Consider the following 16,230-nt stretch of genomic DNA (forward strand, 5'->3'; position numbering starts at 1 on the left):
TCTTCCCCCTCCTATTTCCCTAGATCGACTGTCGGCATTTCTCGTTTTGCGACCATAACATTATCTACATCATTTAAATCTGCTGCAGGTTTTACATAAGCAGTTTGTGTTAATCCGTATTCATCTGATGTCACATCGACGATTTGCCCAATAACCAATCCTTCTGGGAACACACCACCGTAGCCAGAAGTTACAACCATTTGATCCTTCTCTACTGGTACACCAGATGGGATTTTTGTAAAGAGAAGTAATTGCTTCTCTTTATCGTATCCTTCAATTAACCCGAAAACACGCTTATCCCCTTGTACAACAGCTGAAATACGATTTGTTCTATTTAAAGAGCTTAATAGTTCAACTGTTGAAGTGAATTGTGAAACGCTTTTTACTTTTCCGACTAAACCTTTTGATGTAATAACAGCCGAATCTTTTTGAATACCTTGTTGCGCACCTTTATCAATTGCAATTAGGTCATACCATTTATCTGGATTGCGGTTAATAATAGTTGCTTGAACCGGATTATAATTACGAAGCGAATCTTTTTTCCCAACAATGTCACGAAGATCTGCATTTTCTTTCTCTAAGTCTTTCACCTTTACGGACAATTCTGCATACTTGTCCAAGTTTGCTTTTAATTCTTTATTTTCTTCATACGTGCGCTTTACATCTCCTACGTTCTCAAAGAATCCGGCAACATAGTTCGCTGGCTTTTGAAATACACGCTCTACAACTCCTACGGTATCTTTTACAAACTGCTCTGGCCATGTTAGATTTTTCCGTTCTTTCAATGAGATCCCGATCAATGCCACGAGAAGAATAATACTAACTAACAAAACAATTAATCTTTTGTTTAAGAAAAACTGTGGCACGTTCACACCCTCTTAAATTCACTAATTTTTATGCTGAAATAATGGATTTTATCGAGCAGTTTTGAAAAGATGGATATTGTCTAACGCTTTACCTGTTCCAATTGCTACGCAATCTAATGGATTTTCTGCAACAAGAACTGGCATATTTGTTTCTTCGCTAATTACTTTATCTAAGTTACGAAGCAAAGCACCACCACCAGTTAAAACAATCCCGCGGTCCATAATATCTGCCGCTAATTCTGGTGGAGTTTTTTCTAATGTATTTTTCACAGACTCAACAATCGCATCTACTGTATCTTTTAAAGCTGCTGCAATCTCTTCTGGGCGAATTGTTATCGTTTTTGGTAATCCTGTCACTAAGTCACGACCGCGAATGTCCATTGGCTCAATACCTTCTACTTCGCCTGCAGAGCCGATTTCTAATTTTAATGCTTCTGATGTTCGTTCCCCAATCATTACGTTGTAGCTTTTCTTAACATATTGAATAATTGCATCATCCATTTCATCACCAGCAACACGAACAGATTGGCTTGTTACAATACCACCTAGCGAGATAATTGCAACTTCTGTTGTACCACCACCGATATCAACAACCATACTTCCTGTTGGTTCCCAAACAGGTAAGTTCGCACCAATTGCTGCTGCAAATGGCTCTTCAATTGGATATGCATCACGTGCGCCTGCTTGACGAGTCGCATCAATTACTGCACGTTTTTCAACAGCTGTAATACCAGATGGCACACATACCATTACATAAGGCTTGCGAGAGAAGAAGCCGTTTGATTTTTGTGCTTGTTGAATATAATATTTCATCATTGTTGCTGTTGTTTCATAATCAGCGATAACACCGTCTTTCATCGGACGAAGTGCTACAACATTTCCAGGTGTACGACCAATCATTTGTTTTGCATCGTTACCAACTGCAACAATTTGTTTTGTATCTGTTTGCAATGCCACAACAGATGGCTCGCGTACAACGACACCTTTCCCCTTCACGTATACAAGCGTATTCGCTGTTCCTAAGTCTATTCCAAGGTCACGAGTAAAACCACCAATTCCAAACATATCATGTATCTTCCTTTCTAATTTAACAAAAGTACTTTATTTGTTCTTTTAAATACTATTATATTTATATAAAACATAACGTTTTTATATGTTCTTTGTTATAGTGTAGACGAAAGCCTACAAAAAACTCATAACTCACATTATAAAACAAAATAAAGAAAAAAAATAGTCTTAAATATGACCTTTATCTTTTAAACTAACAAATTTATGGTCACCAATTATAATATGATCGAGAATTTCAATCCCGATAATTTTCCCGCATTCTACAAGTCGTTTCGTTACCTCAATATCTTCTCGGCTTGGTGCGGGATCGCCTGAAGGGTGATTATGGAGGCATATAATAGAGGCAGCAGCGCGGCGGAAAGCTTCCTTGAAAACCTCGCGCGGATGCACAATTGACGCATTCAAACTTCCAATAAATACCGTTTGTCGATGCATCACTTGATTTTTCGTATTTAAATATAGACACACAAAATGTTCTTGTTGTAAAAAGCGCATCTCCTCCATCATGTAGCGTGCGCAATCTTCTGGATTGCGAATGCTATATCTATTCTGATACTCTAATCGTACCATTCTTCGTCCAAGTTCAAAAGCAGCAATAAGTTGGGATGCTTTTGCCATCCCAACGCCGTGAATGCTTGTCATTTCTTCGATTGTTGCATCTTTTAACATTCGTAATCCATCAAAATGATGCAAAATTCGATTCGCTAATGTTAAAACCGACTCCTCTTTTGAACCCGTTCGAAGTAATATAGCGAGAAGTTCTGTGTTTGATAAGCTGCTTGCTCCTTCTAGCAATAAACGTTCCCGTGGTTGATCTTCTTTCACAACATCACGAATGCAGCTCATATTTCAGCCTCCTTTACATATTAAATTGTTTTAATTCACGCATAACACGTGCAATTGGCAAGCCGACAATCGCATAATAATCACCTTGTATATGTTGAACAAAAATAGCACCTTTTCCTTGTATACCATAGCTACCAGCTTTATCAAGCGGTTCTTTCGTTCGTACATATGCATCGATTTCTTCTTCTGTTAATTCCCAAAACGTTACTTCTGCACGCTCATAAAATGTCACTGTTTTTTCTTTTGAAATAAGAGCGACTCCTGTATATACTTCATGTGTTTTCCCTGATAAGAGCCGCAACATTTCTTTCGCTTCACCCTCATCTACCGGTTTTCCCAAAATACGCGACTCATACGTAACAATTGTATCAGCACCAAGCACAACACAGTCTTCGTAATTCTTTGCTACAGCAGATGCTTTTTGCAATGCAAGCGACATCACGATATCATGCGGTAATGAATATGCTCCAATTATTTCTTCCACATCGCTAACTACAACGTCAAACGGCATATCTACTAGTTCAAGTAATTCTTTACGCCTTGGTGAACCAGACGCTAAAATAAGTTTTTTCATACGTTCTCCTTTCGTTTTCCAAATTAGCAGGAAGATACAACATAACCATACTAAATGTATATATTCTCCTCAAATTTCGAAAATATCGTTTTTCTTTTAAAAAATACAAAAGAAAGGAAAGAAGCTTAAACTCCCCTTCCCTTTCTTCAGCTTAAACAGATGATTTAAAAAAATTAAACCCTCACTGATGATTCGCATGCCAGCATGTATCTCCCACTTCGCTTCTCCCTGAGTTTTGTGGTGGGGTCTTACTGCCCGTGAATAGCTGGATAATGAGTTAAATATTATCTAATTATTATACGTTTTTGTTTTTTTGTGAAACTATTTTTTCATAGGAAAGAAAGCTATCTACTAAAACTTGCTGCAATTTTGTTATTGTTGCCACATCTTGTTTTCCCTCTTGTATTGTCTGTACAGCCACCGATGCATACGTAAATAATTTTTTTACATCGTCTCGCTTCAATGCTTTTTCCTCTTTTTTTATTGCCTTCCATTCATTTTCAATTTGTTCTATATTTGTTTTACTTATTTTATTCCCTGACTGTATCACAGCTGCTTGTTGCAGCAATTTTCCATACAATGATTGTAGCTTTTCAAAAAACGGTCCGTACTCTTGATTCCCTTTTAGAAGCGCTTGATCCGCAATCTCCCATTTCTTTTTCATTACTGATATATCTTTTTGTTTATATTGCTCCATCATCTGCATAACAGATTGCTCATCATTTGCTATTCCAAGAACGAGTAAATATTTATCTCCTGATTGCATAATTGCTCCAGAGACTCCTTTTTCTTGTAACTCCTGTAACGATGCCTGTCCCTTTTCTTTTGTAGAAAATACCCCGCCCTGCACAAAATAAATAGTAAGCGGTGATAAAGCTGCCGATGCTGCTTTCTTTTCTTCTTTTTTCTCATTTGTTGATTGTTTTGTCTCATTTTTCTCTGTAACATTTGCTACTGGGGCTGTATTTTCACGAACTGTTTCTTGACCTGTTAACAGGTGGAGCATTCCCATTCCAAATCCTGTCCCAATTACAATCGCTGTGGATACTGTCAAAATGAAAGTATTACTCCATCCTTTTTTCCCTTTTTGCATGGAAGATAATACATTTTTTTGAAACGGCACAACATTATTTGTCACTGTATTTGTATTCTCTGGCAGCACCCACTCAAACTCTTCTTTCTTTTGCTCATGTTCTTTCTTTTCTAAATAATTTGCTTCCGTTCCATTCACTTTAATTGAAATTGTTCGCGATTGCTTGTCCATACCCCCACTCCTTACTTCTTATCATTGCCAGCATCGTATCATACTCGTTTCAAAAAAGAACGAGATATTTGTCAAAGAGATTCGCCAAATTATCCTATATTGTTATCTTATATGTATGCTTGCGTCTTTATTTGTAGAACTAAAAAACTAGACAGCTTATTTCTGTCTAGTTTTTTGAATAACGTATTTACGAGCTTCTGATATGAAGTAAAGAGAACCTGTTAGTAAGAAAACATCATCTTCTTGTAGAGAAGCTATTGTTGTATCAATCGCTTCCTGCCAATTCTCAAAAATATGTTTCGATTCTCGTTTCGAATAAGCAGCAAGAGCCTCAGCAGAAATTGCGCGATCAAACGTAAACGTCGTAAAAATCATTTCATCTGCAATTGTTTCTAGCTGTCCAACCATTTCATCCAATTGTTTATCCCCAAGCGCTGTAAATAAAACGACAATTCGCTTTTCACTATAGTGAGCACGAACAGTTTCTACAAGGCTATGCACTCCTTCTGGATTGTGAGCACCATCAATAATGACATGTGGGTTCGTAGCAAGTTGTTCAAAACGTCCAATCCAGTATGCTTCAGCTAACCCTTTTCGAATATGCTCCTCATCAATTAAGAACGCCTGATACACTTTTAAATACGTGATTGCCATCAAAGCAAGCGCAGCATTTTGCACTTGATGCTGACCTTTCATAGAAATACGAAGGTCTTCATATGTATGGAATGGAGACAAGAATGTAAATTGTTCACCTTGCTTCTTTGCAAAAAGATGTTCTACTTTAAACTGATTCCCAAGTTCATATAAATTAGAACGCTTTTCACTTGCAACAGTACGAATGACTTCTAACGCGCCGCCTTGCTGCACACCTGTAATAACAGGAACACCTGATTTCATAATTCCGGCTTTTTCAAATGCGATATCTTCGAGCGTATCTCCTAAAATATGCATATGATCATGACCAATATTTGTAATGATACTAAGTACAGGGTGAATGACATTTGTTGAATCAAAACGTCCTCCAAGACCTGTCTCAAATAAAACGATGTCACAAGGATTTGTCTTTCCAAAATAATAAAGCGCCATAACAGTAATGATTTCAAATTCTGTCGTTTCGCCTAAATCCGTTTGATCTAACTTTTCCACAATAGGTTTGACCATATTTACGAGATCTGTAATTTCTTGATCAGTAATTGGCATTCCATTCGTGCTAATTCGTTCATTAAACGTTTCAATGTACGGTGAAGTAAATGTTCCTACTTTATACTCTGCCGCCTGTAACATATAGCGCATATATGTGAGAGTGGAACCTTTTCCATTTGTTCCCGCAAGATGAACACATTTTATATGTCGCTCAGGATTTCCGAGTTCCTCTAACATCCACTTCATACGTTCTAGCCCTGGTTTAATCCCAAATTTTAAACGGCTATGAATCCAGCCGATTGCTTCTTCATATGTATGTATCACGTGTGCCCTTCCCCTTTCCAATCAGCAAAATAGAACTTGTCTCAGCTCTATTATACGCAAATAAAAGAGACTCACCAATACAGCGAGTCTCTTTGGAACGATTTTATCCCGCACTAACGGGCAGTAATACACTCTACCTCAAACTTTAAGGAAAGCAAAGAAGTTGGGTGGGCTGTAAACTACCCGTAAAATCCCGATTGGTTCAACTAATAATCAATGGGGGATGAAGCCCCTACTGATTAAAGTTTCACTTTATTTTTGAAGATCAGCTAAACGTTGGCGAACTGCTTCGCGTTTTTCTAGATAATCTTGTTCTTTCGCGCGTTCTCCTTCAATAACTGCGGCTGGAGCTTTTGCCACGAATCCTTGATTTGAAAGTTTCTTTTGTACACGCTCTACTTCTTTATCGAACTTCTCAAGTTCTTTTTCAAGACGTGCTTTTTCTTCTTCAAGGTTAATAAGGTCAGCTAATGGTAAGAATAACTCTGCACCCGATACGATTGCAGTCATTGCTTTTTCCGGCGCTTGTAAATCCGTTTGAATTGTTAATTCACTTGGATTACAGAAGCGCTCAATGTAAGAGCTGTTTTTCGTAAGTTGAGCTAGTACTGCTTCGTCTTTTGCTTTAATTTGCATTTGAACTTTTTTGCTCATTGGCGTATTTACTTCTGCACGGATGTTACGAACAGAGCGAATGATATCAACTAGAAGGTGCATTTCTGCCGCAGCTTCTGTATCTTGTAAATCTTCGCGAACTGTTGGCCATGCAGCTACTGTAATAGACTCACCTTCATGCGGTAAATGTTGCCAAATTTTCTCTGTTACGAATGGCATGAATGGGTGTAATAGACGCATTGTTTGGTCTAATACGTAAGCTAAAATAGAACGAGTTGTTTTCTTAGCTGCTTCATCTTCACCGTATAGTGGAAGTTTCGCCATTTCAATGTACCAGTCACAGAAATCATCCCAAATAAAGTTGTATAATGAACGACCAGCTTCACCGAACTCATATTTATCCATGTTACGTGTTACACTTTCGATTGTTTCGTTTAAGCGAGTTAAAATCCACTTATCTGCAACTGATTTTTCACCAGTTAAATCGATTTCTTCATACTTCATGTCATCCATGTTCATTAATACGAAACGTGATGCGTTCCAAATTTTATTAATGAAGTTCCAAGTAGATTCTACTTTTTCCATGCTGAAACGTAAATCTTGACCTGGTGCACTTCCTGTTGATAAGAAGAAACGCATTGCATCTGCACCGTACTTCTCGATAACATCCATTGGGTCAATACCGTTACCAAGAGATTTACTCATTTTACGTCCTTGCTCATCACGAACTAAACCGTGAATTAATACATCTTTAAATGGACGCTCGCCTGTAAACTCTAAACCTTGGAAAATCATACGAGATACCCAGAAGAAGATGATGTCATAACCAGTTACTAGTGCATCTGTTGAATAGTAACGTTTGAAGTCTGCTGCATCTTCATTTGGCCAACCAAGTGTTGAGAATGGCCATAACGCTGAACTGAACCATGTATCAAGTACGTCGTTATCTTGGTTCCAGTTTTCAATGTCTGCTGGTGCTTCTGTACCTACGTATACTTCGCCAGTTTCTTTATGATACCAAGCTGGAATACGGTGTCCCCACCATAATTGACGAGAAATACACCAGTCATGAATGTTTTCCATCCAGCGTAAGTATGTGTTTTCAAAACGATCTGGTACGAACGTTACTTTTTCTTCTTCTTTTTGTTGAAGTTTAATCGCTTTTTCTGCAAGTGGTGCCATTTTTACGAACCATTGTGTTGATAAGTAAGGCTCAACAACTGCACCGCTGCGCTCACTATGACCCACTGAGTGCATATGAGGCTCGATTTCTACTAATACACCAGCTTCTTGTAAGTCTTTTACTAACTCTTTACGGCATTCGAAACGATCCATACCGTTGTACTTACCAGCTCTTTCATTCATCGTTCCATCTTCGTTCATTACTAAGATGCGTGGTAAGTCATGGCGATTACCTACTTCAAAGTCATTCGGGTCATGGGCTGGTGTAATTTTTACAACGCCTGTTCCGAAGTCTTTTTCTACGTACTCATCAGCAATAATCGGAATCTCACGACCTACGATTGGAAGTGTAACTGTTTTTCCGATTAAATGTTTGTAACGATCGTCTTCTGGATGAACTGCTACTGCTGTATCACCAAGCATCGTTTCTGGGCGAGTTGTTGCAAGACGAATGTGACCAGAGCCGTCTGTTAACGGATAGTTCATATGGTAGAATGCACCTTGAACTTCTTTATGAATTACTTCAATATCAGAAAGAGCTGTGCGTGTTGCTGGGTCCCAGTTGATAATATATTCACCGCGGTAAATTAAGCCTTTTTCGTATAATTGAACGAATACTTTATTAACCGCATCAGATAAACCTTTATCTAATGTGAAACGCTCACGAGAATAATCTAGTCCTAAACCAACTTTCCCCCATTGCTGACGAATGTGAGAAGCGTATTCTTCTTTCCATTCCCACGCTTTTTCAAGGAATTTCTCACGGCCAAGATCGTAACGTGAAATACCTTCTTCACGAAGTTTTCCTTCTACTTTCGCTTGTGTTGCGATACCAGCATGGTCCATTCCTGGAAGCCATAATACATCGTAACCTTGCATACGCTTTGTACGAGTTAAAATATCTTGAAGCGTCGTATCCCAAGCATGACCTAAGTGCAGCTTACCAGTTACGTTTGGAGGCGGGATTACAATTGTATATGGTTGTTTCTTTTCATCTCCTGTTGCTTCGAAATATTTGCCTTCAAGCCACCATTGATAGCGGCCTTCTTCAACGGACATATGATCATATTTAGTCGGTAAATTCTTTTCCGTGTTTGACATTATTTTCCCTCCTTCAAAATAAAAAATGTCCCTCATCCAAAAAGGACGAGGGACATCGTGGTACCACCTTTATTTACAAACAAATTCAAAATTTGCTTATACTCTTGATTTGATAACGGACAGATCCGTCTTTTCCTAATGAGAATGACTCCGTTCAGAAAAGATGCTCCAGGGCTACCTTCTAACATGACTATCTAGAGAATCTCACAGCTAATAATTCTCCTCTCTGCAGACGTTTAATGTTATACTCTTCCCCTTCAACGCATTTATATAATTGTTATTTATTATATACAACAGTGTAAAAAACGAAACCACATTCGTCAAGATAAAAATATTTTTCGACTTACATCTACAAGTATTACATTCTATTTTCAATCAGCTTAACCAAGTTTTTTATACCATATGCAAAGAAAATGAAAAAAGTGCAGCACAAGCACATTAGACGCTTACCCTGCATAATGTAATATCACATTTATTCTTCTCTTATGATTCCATCCTAGAGGAGTTTCTAATACGGAGGACCATTATGCGACGCTTTCGACGCACGTACAACTTTTCAGCCCCTTCATGGCTAAGAAATATACAAACGATGTTTTCTGACTTTGCAATCCCGCTCACGATTTTCCAAGGCATTCGTACGTTACTTCTGCCTACGTTTTTAGATTTTGTCATACTTGTTATTTTCGTAGCAGCAACGATTCGCTTACATTTTCAGCCGTAACCTCTTCTTGAGGCTACGGCTAATTTTATCCCGCTATTCACGGGCAGTAGGACCCCACCCTAAGACTCAGAGAGAAGCGAAGAAGATAAGTGGGAGATGAAGAAAACCCTCACTGATGAAAGCTTCATTTTATTTTGAGTTCTTCGCTTCTTGCTCAGCAGCTTGAAGCTGTGCCACGAAATATTCAATATTACTTATAAGCCAATGTGCTTGTTGAAGCATTTTCACATCATGTAGCTCCTTTGTTTCGTTACGGACATTTCGAGCATTTGTATATGAATGCACTTGCTTTATAAATGTTTTTGGATAAGCTAAATATGCAAACATAAGTAACTTTTCTTCCTTTGTAAACGCAAAATTCTTTTGATAGATTTGGTACCATTCATAACGATCATTTCTTGCAATTGGATATGTGTTGAAGGAACGTGAATAAAACTGAACGATATCTTGAACTGGGGTAGCAAACTGCGCATCTTCTAAACTAATAAAATAACCGTTCCGTTGATAATCAAATAAAAAGTGCTTCATGGAAACATTGCCATGAATAAATGAAATACGTGTTTTTTCTTTTTCTTTCATCGCTTCATGCCATTCTGTAAACTGTTTCGTCGCAAATTCATGGGCACGAAGCGCTTGATGAAAGTACGTACAATACTGTAATTCAAACGGAGACATATACCACTTCGCTTCAGATTCAACTAAAAACTGCTCTAATAGAACTCCATCTTGTTCCCAGCGGTTTGAAATAGTATCAAAATGTTCTTGAAGCGCTTCTTCCGTCACTTCTTCCTCTCGCACCGTTTTCCTGTGCATCAAAGCAAGTGTTTGAAACATTTTATGATACTGATCATTCTCTTCGCCTTGTCCTTCTGCACTTCCTAGCCAAGGCATTAAATAATAACTATGTTCACCATCAGTTAACACGTGCCTTCCATCTTTCGTATGGTAAATCGGCGCAAAATTCGTAAAGCCCTTTTCTCGTAAAAATTGAACATAATACATAAGGTTACTTCGTTCTAATTTCTGAGGGGGTAATTTTTTCAACGCATATGGACCTTGGCTCGTATAAATTTTTATTACATTCCCATATTCCTCAATATGTTCAGGAGCTAATTGATATAGCTGCAAAATAGAAGCATAACGGTCTCGCAATTCCATGTCCATACGAACAACGATCCTTTCTACAGGAGCATAAAGTGAAACTTCCATCAGTGAGGGCTTCATCCCCACTGATGGAAAGCCCGCCCAATCGGGCGCATACCAGCAGTTATCTCACGCCTATCTCCTTCGCTTCTCTCTGAATCTTGAGATAGGGGTTTACCGCCCAAAAATAGCGGGATGAAAAAGAAAAGAGGTGAGGAAGATTCCTCTTCACTCACTTTGTTTTTACTTTTGGTACTGGTATATACAAAATTTGTCCTGCTGTTAAATATATATCATCCGTTTGATTTATACGGTGTAAATGTTGAACGGAAGTATCATAACGCTCTGCAACGGATTCAATCGTATCGCCTTCTTGTACAAAATACAATCTCAGCTTTGTAAATTCATCTTCCGGCTGCTTTGCAAATAATTTCGTTAAATATAACGCATTTTCATCTCGCTGTGAGTATGAAATTTCTTCTTGCGCCTCCTCATTGACAGCTTCCTGTTTTACTTTCGTTCCCTTACGCCCAAAAAACAGCTGCGGCGCGACTTCTTCTTGTTTTTCCTCCTCTTCCTCGATTTCTTGCTCCTCTTCTAGATCAAGCTCTGGTTCTTGACGAGCTTCTAACTGAAATGGCTCAAAGGCATAATCTTCCCACTCATCAGTCTCTACCAATTCTTCTTCCTCTTTTTCTTCTTCTCTTATTACTGCCTCTTCTCTTATTACCTCTTCTTCTCTTATTGCTTCCTCTTCTCTTATTACCTCTTCTTCTCTTATTGCTTCCTCTTCATGCTCTTCATCACGCAATCCATAAATTGAAATATCTGCCAAAAGCTGCAAACAGCCACTGTCCAACAATTCATAATCAAATTCTTCAATATCCACATATAAATCTTCGACTTGCTTCACGCGTCCTCTTGGAATAGAAATCTCCAACGGAAACGAATGTACCAATTCATTTATACCATCATCACGTGTTTCCACATAATCTACAGTGCGAGCTGGTGATAATTCCCGCAATGAGAAAACCTCTGTTTCTTCCTTTGCAATATATTCCCCCGTTAAATCAAGCTGTCCACTTACAACAATTTCATATTCACGTTCTTCTATAACAACATCAGGATCTAACGAAATAGAAAGTAACTCATTGACTTCCTGTCCTTTTTGAAACCAGACAGATTCTTTTAGCGAAAACCGTAATGAAGTTTGTTGATCTGCTGTCACTTCGTATTCCCCCTCCCAAACTATATATCATTACAGATTTATGTGAGGAATAGGGACTTTATGAATAAAAAAAATCGCTCTAACTTGAGAGCGATTTTAATACCACATATTTAAAAGAATGAAAAAGCTAACAAATTAACCTTTTAATTTAGACATAGCAATTTCTGCAGCAGCAATTGTTGCCTCGATATCAGCATCACTATGTGCTGTTGATAAGAACAGTCCTTCAAACTGAGAAGGTGGTAAGAAGATGCCTTGTTCTACCATTTCACGGTAATATGCCGCAAAATATTCTAAATTAGACGTTTTTGCTGTTTCATAGTTAATAACCTTTTCGTCTGTAAAGAAAATACCAACCATGGAACCAGCACGGTTAATACAATGCGGAATATCATATTTTACAGCTACTTCATGTAAACCTTTTTCAAGCATCTCTGCTTTACGTTCAAATTCTTTATAGCTCTCCGGTGTTAATTGGACAAGCGTTTCATATCCAGCTGTCATCGCTAATGGATTACCAGATAATGTACCAGCTTGATAAATTGGTCCACTTGGCGCTACTTGCTTCATAATTTCAGCTTTACCACCATATGCCCCAACAGGAAGTCCACCGCCAATAACTTTTCCTAGACATGTTAAATCAGGTGTTACTCCAAAATATCCTTGCCCGCAATTATAAGCCACACGGAATCCCGTCATAACTTCATCAAAAATTAGAAGTGCACCGTATTCTGTTGTAACATCGCGAAGTCCTTGTAAAAATCCTGGAAGCGGCGGTACAACGCCCATATTTCCAGCCACCGGTTCTACAATGATACACGCAATATCATCACCAAACTGTTCAAAAGCATATTTCACGCTCTCTAAATCATTATAAGCAACAGTAATCGTATTTTTCGCAACGCCTTCTGGTACACCCGGGCTATCTGGTAAACCAAGCGTAGCAACGCCAGAACCAGCTTTAATTAAAAGAGAATCTCCATGCCCGTGATAGCAACCTTCAAATTTCAAAATTTTATTACGCCCTGTGTAACCGCGTGCTAAGCGAAGTGCACTCATTGTTGCCTCTGTTCCAGAGTTAACCATACGCACAATTTCAATAGACGGTACACGGTCGATTACAAGCTGTGCTAATTTATTTTCAATTTCTGTTGGCGCACCGAAGCTCGTCCCTTTTTCTACTACAGCTTTTAACGCTTCCACAACCTGATCATTGGAATGACCATGAATAAGCGGGCCCCATGACAATACATAATCAATGTATTCATTTCCATCAATATCATAAACTTTAGAGCCTTTTCCACGATCCATAAATAATGGATTCATACCGACAGATTTAAATGCACGCACTGGGCTATTTACACCACCTGGCATTAAATCTTTTGCTGTTTCAAACGCTTCAATCGATTTATCAAAACTTTTCATTATCGTGCGCTCCCTTCTTGTAACCATCTCGCTGCATCTTTCGCATGATATGTAAGTATTAAATCTGCTCCGGCACGTTTCATACTTAATAATTTTTCAAGAACAATGTCTTTCTCATTGATCCAGCCATTTTGTGCTGCCGCTTTAATCATTGAATATTCACCACTCACATTATACGCAACAACTGGAAGATTAAAGTTATTTTTCACATCACGAATAATATCTAAATAAGAAAGTGCTGGCTTCACAATTAAGAAGTCTGCTCCTTCCATCACATCTGACTCAGCCTCACGGAACGCTTCTAAACGATTCGCTGGGTCCATTTGATATGTTTTACGATCACCAAATTGCGGCGCACCATGTGCAGCATCGCGAAACGGTCCATAAAAGGCAGACGCATATTTTACTGCGTATGACATAATTGGAATATGCGCAAAGCCGTTTTCATCTAACGCATGACGAATAGCTGCTACAAATCCATCCATCATATTAGATGGTGCAATAATATCCGCACCTGCTTTCGCTTGACTTACTGCTGTTTTTGCAAGAACCTCTAACGATTCATCATTTAAAATAACGCCGTCTTCAATTACACCGCAATGGCCATGACTTGTATATTGGCATAAACATGTATCTGCGATTACAACTAATTCTGGAAATTGCTCTTTAATTTGCGTAATTGCTCGCTGTACAATACCATGCTCACAATACGCAGAAGAACCAACTTCATCTTTTTCAGCAGGTAAACCAAATACGATAACTGAACGAATACCTAAATCGACAACTTCTTGCATTTCCGCTTGCAGATGATCTAAAGAAATTTGATACACACCCGGCATAGAAGGAACTTCATTACGTTTATTTTCTCCTTCTAAAACAAAAATTGGATAAATGAAATCTTCTGTATGCAAATGTGTTTCACGCACAAGAGCACGCATACTTGCACTTTGTCGTAAACGACGATGACGGTTAAATTGTAAAGGATTCATAACTTTCCATCTCCAATTCTTAAAGTTTCACTGTATTATACATTTTTATAATAATATTCTGAAATGCATTGTAACATAGATTCAATTGTATATTCTTTCGGAATGAGAAGATTTTGAAAATGTTTACGCGCTTCTCGTTCTGTAATGGGACCTATACAAGCAATTGTACATTCTTTTATCCATTCTCTCCAGTTTTCATCCTCGAGCAATGCGATAAAACTTTGCACAGTCGAGGGGCTTGCAAAGGTAATCACATCAATTCCTCTTGATTGCAGTGCATCAATAAGTTGCTCGCGCTTTTGTACATGGACTGCAGTTTCATATACAACAAGCTCACGTACGATAGCACCATGACCTCGCAATGCTTCCGGTATCACATCTCTTGCAAGATTTCCTTTTGGCAGTAATACACGCGTCCCGCTTCCTATATAACTCACAAATTCTTCCGCAAATGCTTCAGCTACGAATGCAGTTGGTACAAAATGGACAGTATAGCCGCGTTTCTCTAATTCTTTCTTTGTTTTCACACCAACTGCAGCAATTTTAATGGTATGTGGTAACGATTGCTTTATACCATCTAAAAAGAAATTCACACCATTTTTACTTGTGAAAATAATCCAATTATATGTGTCCAATTCATCACGCACTTGTTGAAAGCTCTCATTTGAAACTGCTGTTATATGCAAAAGCGGAATTTCTAATGGAATTCCGCCCTGCTTTCGCACTTCTGTACTCATTTCCTTCGCCTGTTGCTTTGCTCTTGTAATTAGCACTGTTTTTCCACGAAGAGAAGTCATATTGCTAGTTTTGCTCCTGATTTGCTAAAGCAATAAGTTCCTTCGCTCCTTGCCCGATTAACAAGTCTGCTGCTCGTTCTCCAACTTCTTGCGAATTTTCACCAGTAACAACTTCTTTCAATAAGACGGTTCCATCTGCAGATCCAACAAGAGCTGTTAATTCAATTTGGTCATCTTCTTTCAGCGTTGCATATCCAGCAATCGGCACTTGGCAGCCGCCTTCTAATTTATGAAGAAATACTCGTTCTGCTTCAACTGTTTTCGCTGTTACACTATCATTCAGATGACTTAGTAGTTGTAATAAATCAGCATCATCCTCGCGGCATTCAATGGATAGCGCACCTTGCCCAACAGCTGGTACACATGCCTTTTCGTCTAAATACCCTGTAATCACATCATCTGCCCAGCCCATTCGCTTTAGTCCTGCGGCTGCTAAAATAATCGCATCGTAATTTTCTTCTTTTAGCTTACGAATCCTCGTATCAATATTTCCGCGAATCCATTTTATTTGTAAATCCGGGCGTGCTGCTAACAACTGTGCACTGCGACGTAAACTGCTTGTACCGATAACAGCTCCTTCTGGTAACCCATCGAATGATTCACCATTTTTGGAAATAAACGCATCACGTGGATCCACACGTTTTGGAATACATCCAATTGTTAATCCCTCAGGAAGTACTGCCGGCATATCTTTCATGCTATGAACAGCCATATCAATTTCTTTTGTAAGCAGCGCATGTTCGATCTCTTTTACGAATAGCCCTTTTCCGCCTACTTTCGAAAGGGTCACATCTAAAATAACGTCACCTTTCGTTACAATTTCTTTCACTTCAAATTCATACGGTAATCCCAGTGCTTTCAATTGATCGATAAACCAATGTGTTTGCGTTAATGCCAATTTACTTTTTCTTGATCCTACAATAATTTTGCGCATATTTTTCTCT

14 protein-coding genes and 1 other annotated feature are annotated in these 16,230 nt (G+C 38.5%); of the genes, 1 reads left to right on the forward strand and 13 read right to left on the reverse strand.

What is annotated here, in order from left to right:
- Positions 1-11: 11 nt before the first annotated feature.
- The 7 genes from mreC to WAX78_RS08395 form a co-directional block, all read right to left on the reverse strand.
- Positions 12-866 carry a rod shape-determining protein MreC gene (mreC, locus tag WAX78_RS08365; RefSeq protein WP_336481820.1) on the reverse strand — a complete coding sequence of 285 codons (855 nt, stop codon included), beginning with the start codon at positions 864-866 and terminating at the stop codon, positions 12-14.
- Between the two features lie 48 nt (positions 867-914).
- Positions 915-1,931: a cell shape-determining protein MreB gene (mreB, locus tag WAX78_RS08370; protein ID WP_336481821.1), complete on the reverse strand. Its 1,017-nt coding sequence runs from the start codon at positions 1,929-1,931 to the stop codon at positions 915-917.
- Positions 1,932-2,102: 171 nt separating this feature from the next.
- Entirely contained in the window at positions 2,103-2,780 is a 678-nt protein-coding gene (radC, locus tag WAX78_RS08375; protein ID WP_098305083.1) for a RadC family protein, read from the reverse strand.
- Between the two features lie 13 nt (positions 2,781-2,793).
- Positions 2,794-3,354, reverse strand: coding sequence for a Maf family protein (locus WAX78_RS08380; RefSeq protein WP_336481822.1), 561 nt, complete (start codon positions 3,352-3,354; stop codon positions 2,794-2,796).
- 295 nt (positions 3,355-3,649) lie between these two features.
- Entirely contained in the window at positions 3,650-4,618 is a 969-nt protein-coding gene (locus WAX78_RS08385) for a stage II sporulation protein B (protein ID WP_336481823.1), read from the reverse strand.
- A 156-nt stretch (positions 4,619-4,774) separates the two neighbouring features.
- Positions 4,775-6,085, reverse strand: coding sequence for a bifunctional folylpolyglutamate synthase/dihydrofolate synthase (locus tag WAX78_RS08390; protein ID WP_336481824.1), 1,311 nt, complete (start codon positions 6,083-6,085; stop codon positions 4,775-4,777).
- 252 nt (positions 6,086-6,337) lie between these two features.
- Positions 6,338-8,983: a valine--tRNA ligase gene (locus tag WAX78_RS08395; protein WP_336481825.1), complete on the reverse strand. Its 2,646-nt coding sequence runs from the start codon at positions 8,981-8,983 to the stop codon at positions 6,338-6,340.
- Positions 8,984-9,021: 38 nt separating this feature from the next.
- Positions 9,022-9,253 (reverse strand) — a binding site (T-box leader).
- Between the two features lie 256 nt (positions 9,254-9,509).
- On the opposite strand from WAX78_RS08395, the gene WAX78_RS08400 reads away from it, so the two are divergent.
- On the forward strand, positions 9,510-9,704 hold the full coding sequence (locus WAX78_RS08400; RefSeq protein ID WP_336481826.1) for a hypothetical protein: 195 nt from the start codon (positions 9,510-9,512) through the stop codon (positions 9,702-9,704).
- A 129-nt stretch (positions 9,705-9,833) separates the two neighbouring features.
- Here WAX78_RS08400 and ysxE read toward each other — a convergent pair whose 3' ends face one another.
- The 6 genes from ysxE to hemC form a co-directional block, all read right to left on the reverse strand.
- On the reverse strand, positions 9,834-10,868 hold the full coding sequence (gene ysxE / locus WAX78_RS08405) for a spore coat protein YsxE (protein WP_336482015.1): 1,035 nt from the start codon (positions 10,866-10,868) through the stop codon (positions 9,834-9,836).
- A gap of 211 nt (positions 10,869-11,079) precedes the next feature.
- A complete protein-coding gene (gene spoVID / locus WAX78_RS08410; RefSeq protein ID WP_336481827.1) occupies positions 11,080-12,075 on the reverse strand; it encodes a stage VI sporulation protein D in 996 nt (331 codons plus the stop codon).
- Between the two features lie 135 nt (positions 12,076-12,210).
- Positions 12,211-13,500, reverse strand: a complete 1,290-nt coding sequence (gene hemL, locus WAX78_RS08415; RefSeq protein WP_336481828.1) for a glutamate-1-semialdehyde 2,1-aminomutase — start codon at positions 13,498-13,500, stop codon at positions 12,211-12,213.
- Complete coding sequence (gene hemB / locus WAX78_RS08420; RefSeq protein ID WP_336481829.1) at positions 13,500-14,489, reverse strand: porphobilinogen synthase; 990 nt, start codon at positions 14,487-14,489, stop codon at positions 13,500-13,502. Before hemB ends, hemL begins: the two co-directional genes overlap by 1 nt.
- 35 nt (positions 14,490-14,524) lie before the next feature.
- Positions 14,525-15,286 carry a uroporphyrinogen-III synthase gene (locus tag WAX78_RS08425; RefSeq protein WP_336481830.1) on the reverse strand — a complete coding sequence of 254 codons (762 nt, stop codon included), beginning with the start codon at positions 15,284-15,286 and terminating at the stop codon, positions 14,525-14,527.
- A 4-nt stretch (positions 15,287-15,290) separates the two neighbouring features.
- Positions 15,291-16,220 carry a hydroxymethylbilane synthase gene (gene hemC, locus WAX78_RS08430; RefSeq protein ID WP_336481831.1) on the reverse strand — a complete coding sequence of 310 codons (930 nt, stop codon included), beginning with the start codon at positions 16,218-16,220 and terminating at the stop codon, positions 15,291-15,293.
- Between the last annotated feature and the right edge of the window lie 10 nt (positions 16,221-16,230).

Origin of the sequence: Bacillus yunxiaonensis, from assembly GCF_037104695.1 — a bacterium.
GTDB lineage: Bacteria > Bacillota > Bacilli > Bacillales > Bacillaceae_G > Bacillus_A > Bacillus_A yunxiaonensis.

Bases quoted from the DNA above. Each gene is read 5' to 3' on its own strand.
- mreB (WP_336481821.1), bottom strand. From the start codon at position 1,931: ATGTTTGGAATTGGTGGTTTTACTCGTGACCTTGGAATAGACTTAGGA.
- radC (WP_098305083.1), bottom strand. From the start codon at position 2,780: ATGAGCTGCATTCGTGATGTTGTGAAAGAAGATCAACCACGGGAACGT.
- WAX78_RS08380 (WP_336481822.1), bottom strand. From the start codon at position 3,354: ATGAAAAAACTTATTTTAGCGTCTGGTTCACCAAGGCGTAAAGAATTA.
- WAX78_RS08385 (WP_336481823.1), bottom strand. From the start codon at position 4,618: ATGGACAAGCAATCGCGAACAATTTCAATTAAAGTGAATGGAACGGAA.
- WAX78_RS08395 (WP_336481825.1), bottom strand. From the start codon at position 8,983: ATGTCAAACACGGAAAAGAATTTACCGACTAAATATGATCATATGTCC.
- WAX78_RS08400 (WP_336481826.1), top strand. From the start codon at position 9,510: ATGCGACGCTTTCGACGCACGTACAACTTTTCAGCCCCTTCATGGCTA.
- ysxE (WP_336482015.1), bottom strand. From the start codon at position 10,868: ATGGACATGGAATTGCGAGACCGTTATGCTTCTATTTTGCAGCTATAT.
- hemL (WP_336481828.1), bottom strand. From the start codon at position 13,500: ATGAAAAGTTTTGATAAATCGATTGAAGCGTTTGAAACAGCAAAAGAT.
- hemB (WP_336481829.1), bottom strand. From the start codon at position 14,489: ATGAATCCTTTACAATTTAACCGTCATCGTCGTTTACGACAAAGTGCA.
- WAX78_RS08425 (WP_336481830.1), bottom strand. From the start codon at position 15,286: ATGACTTCTCTTCGTGGAAAAACAGTGCTAATTACAAGAGCAAAGCAA.
- hemC (WP_336481831.1), bottom strand. From the start codon at position 16,220: ATGCGCAAAATTATTGTAGGATCAAGAAAAAGTAAATTGGCATTAACG.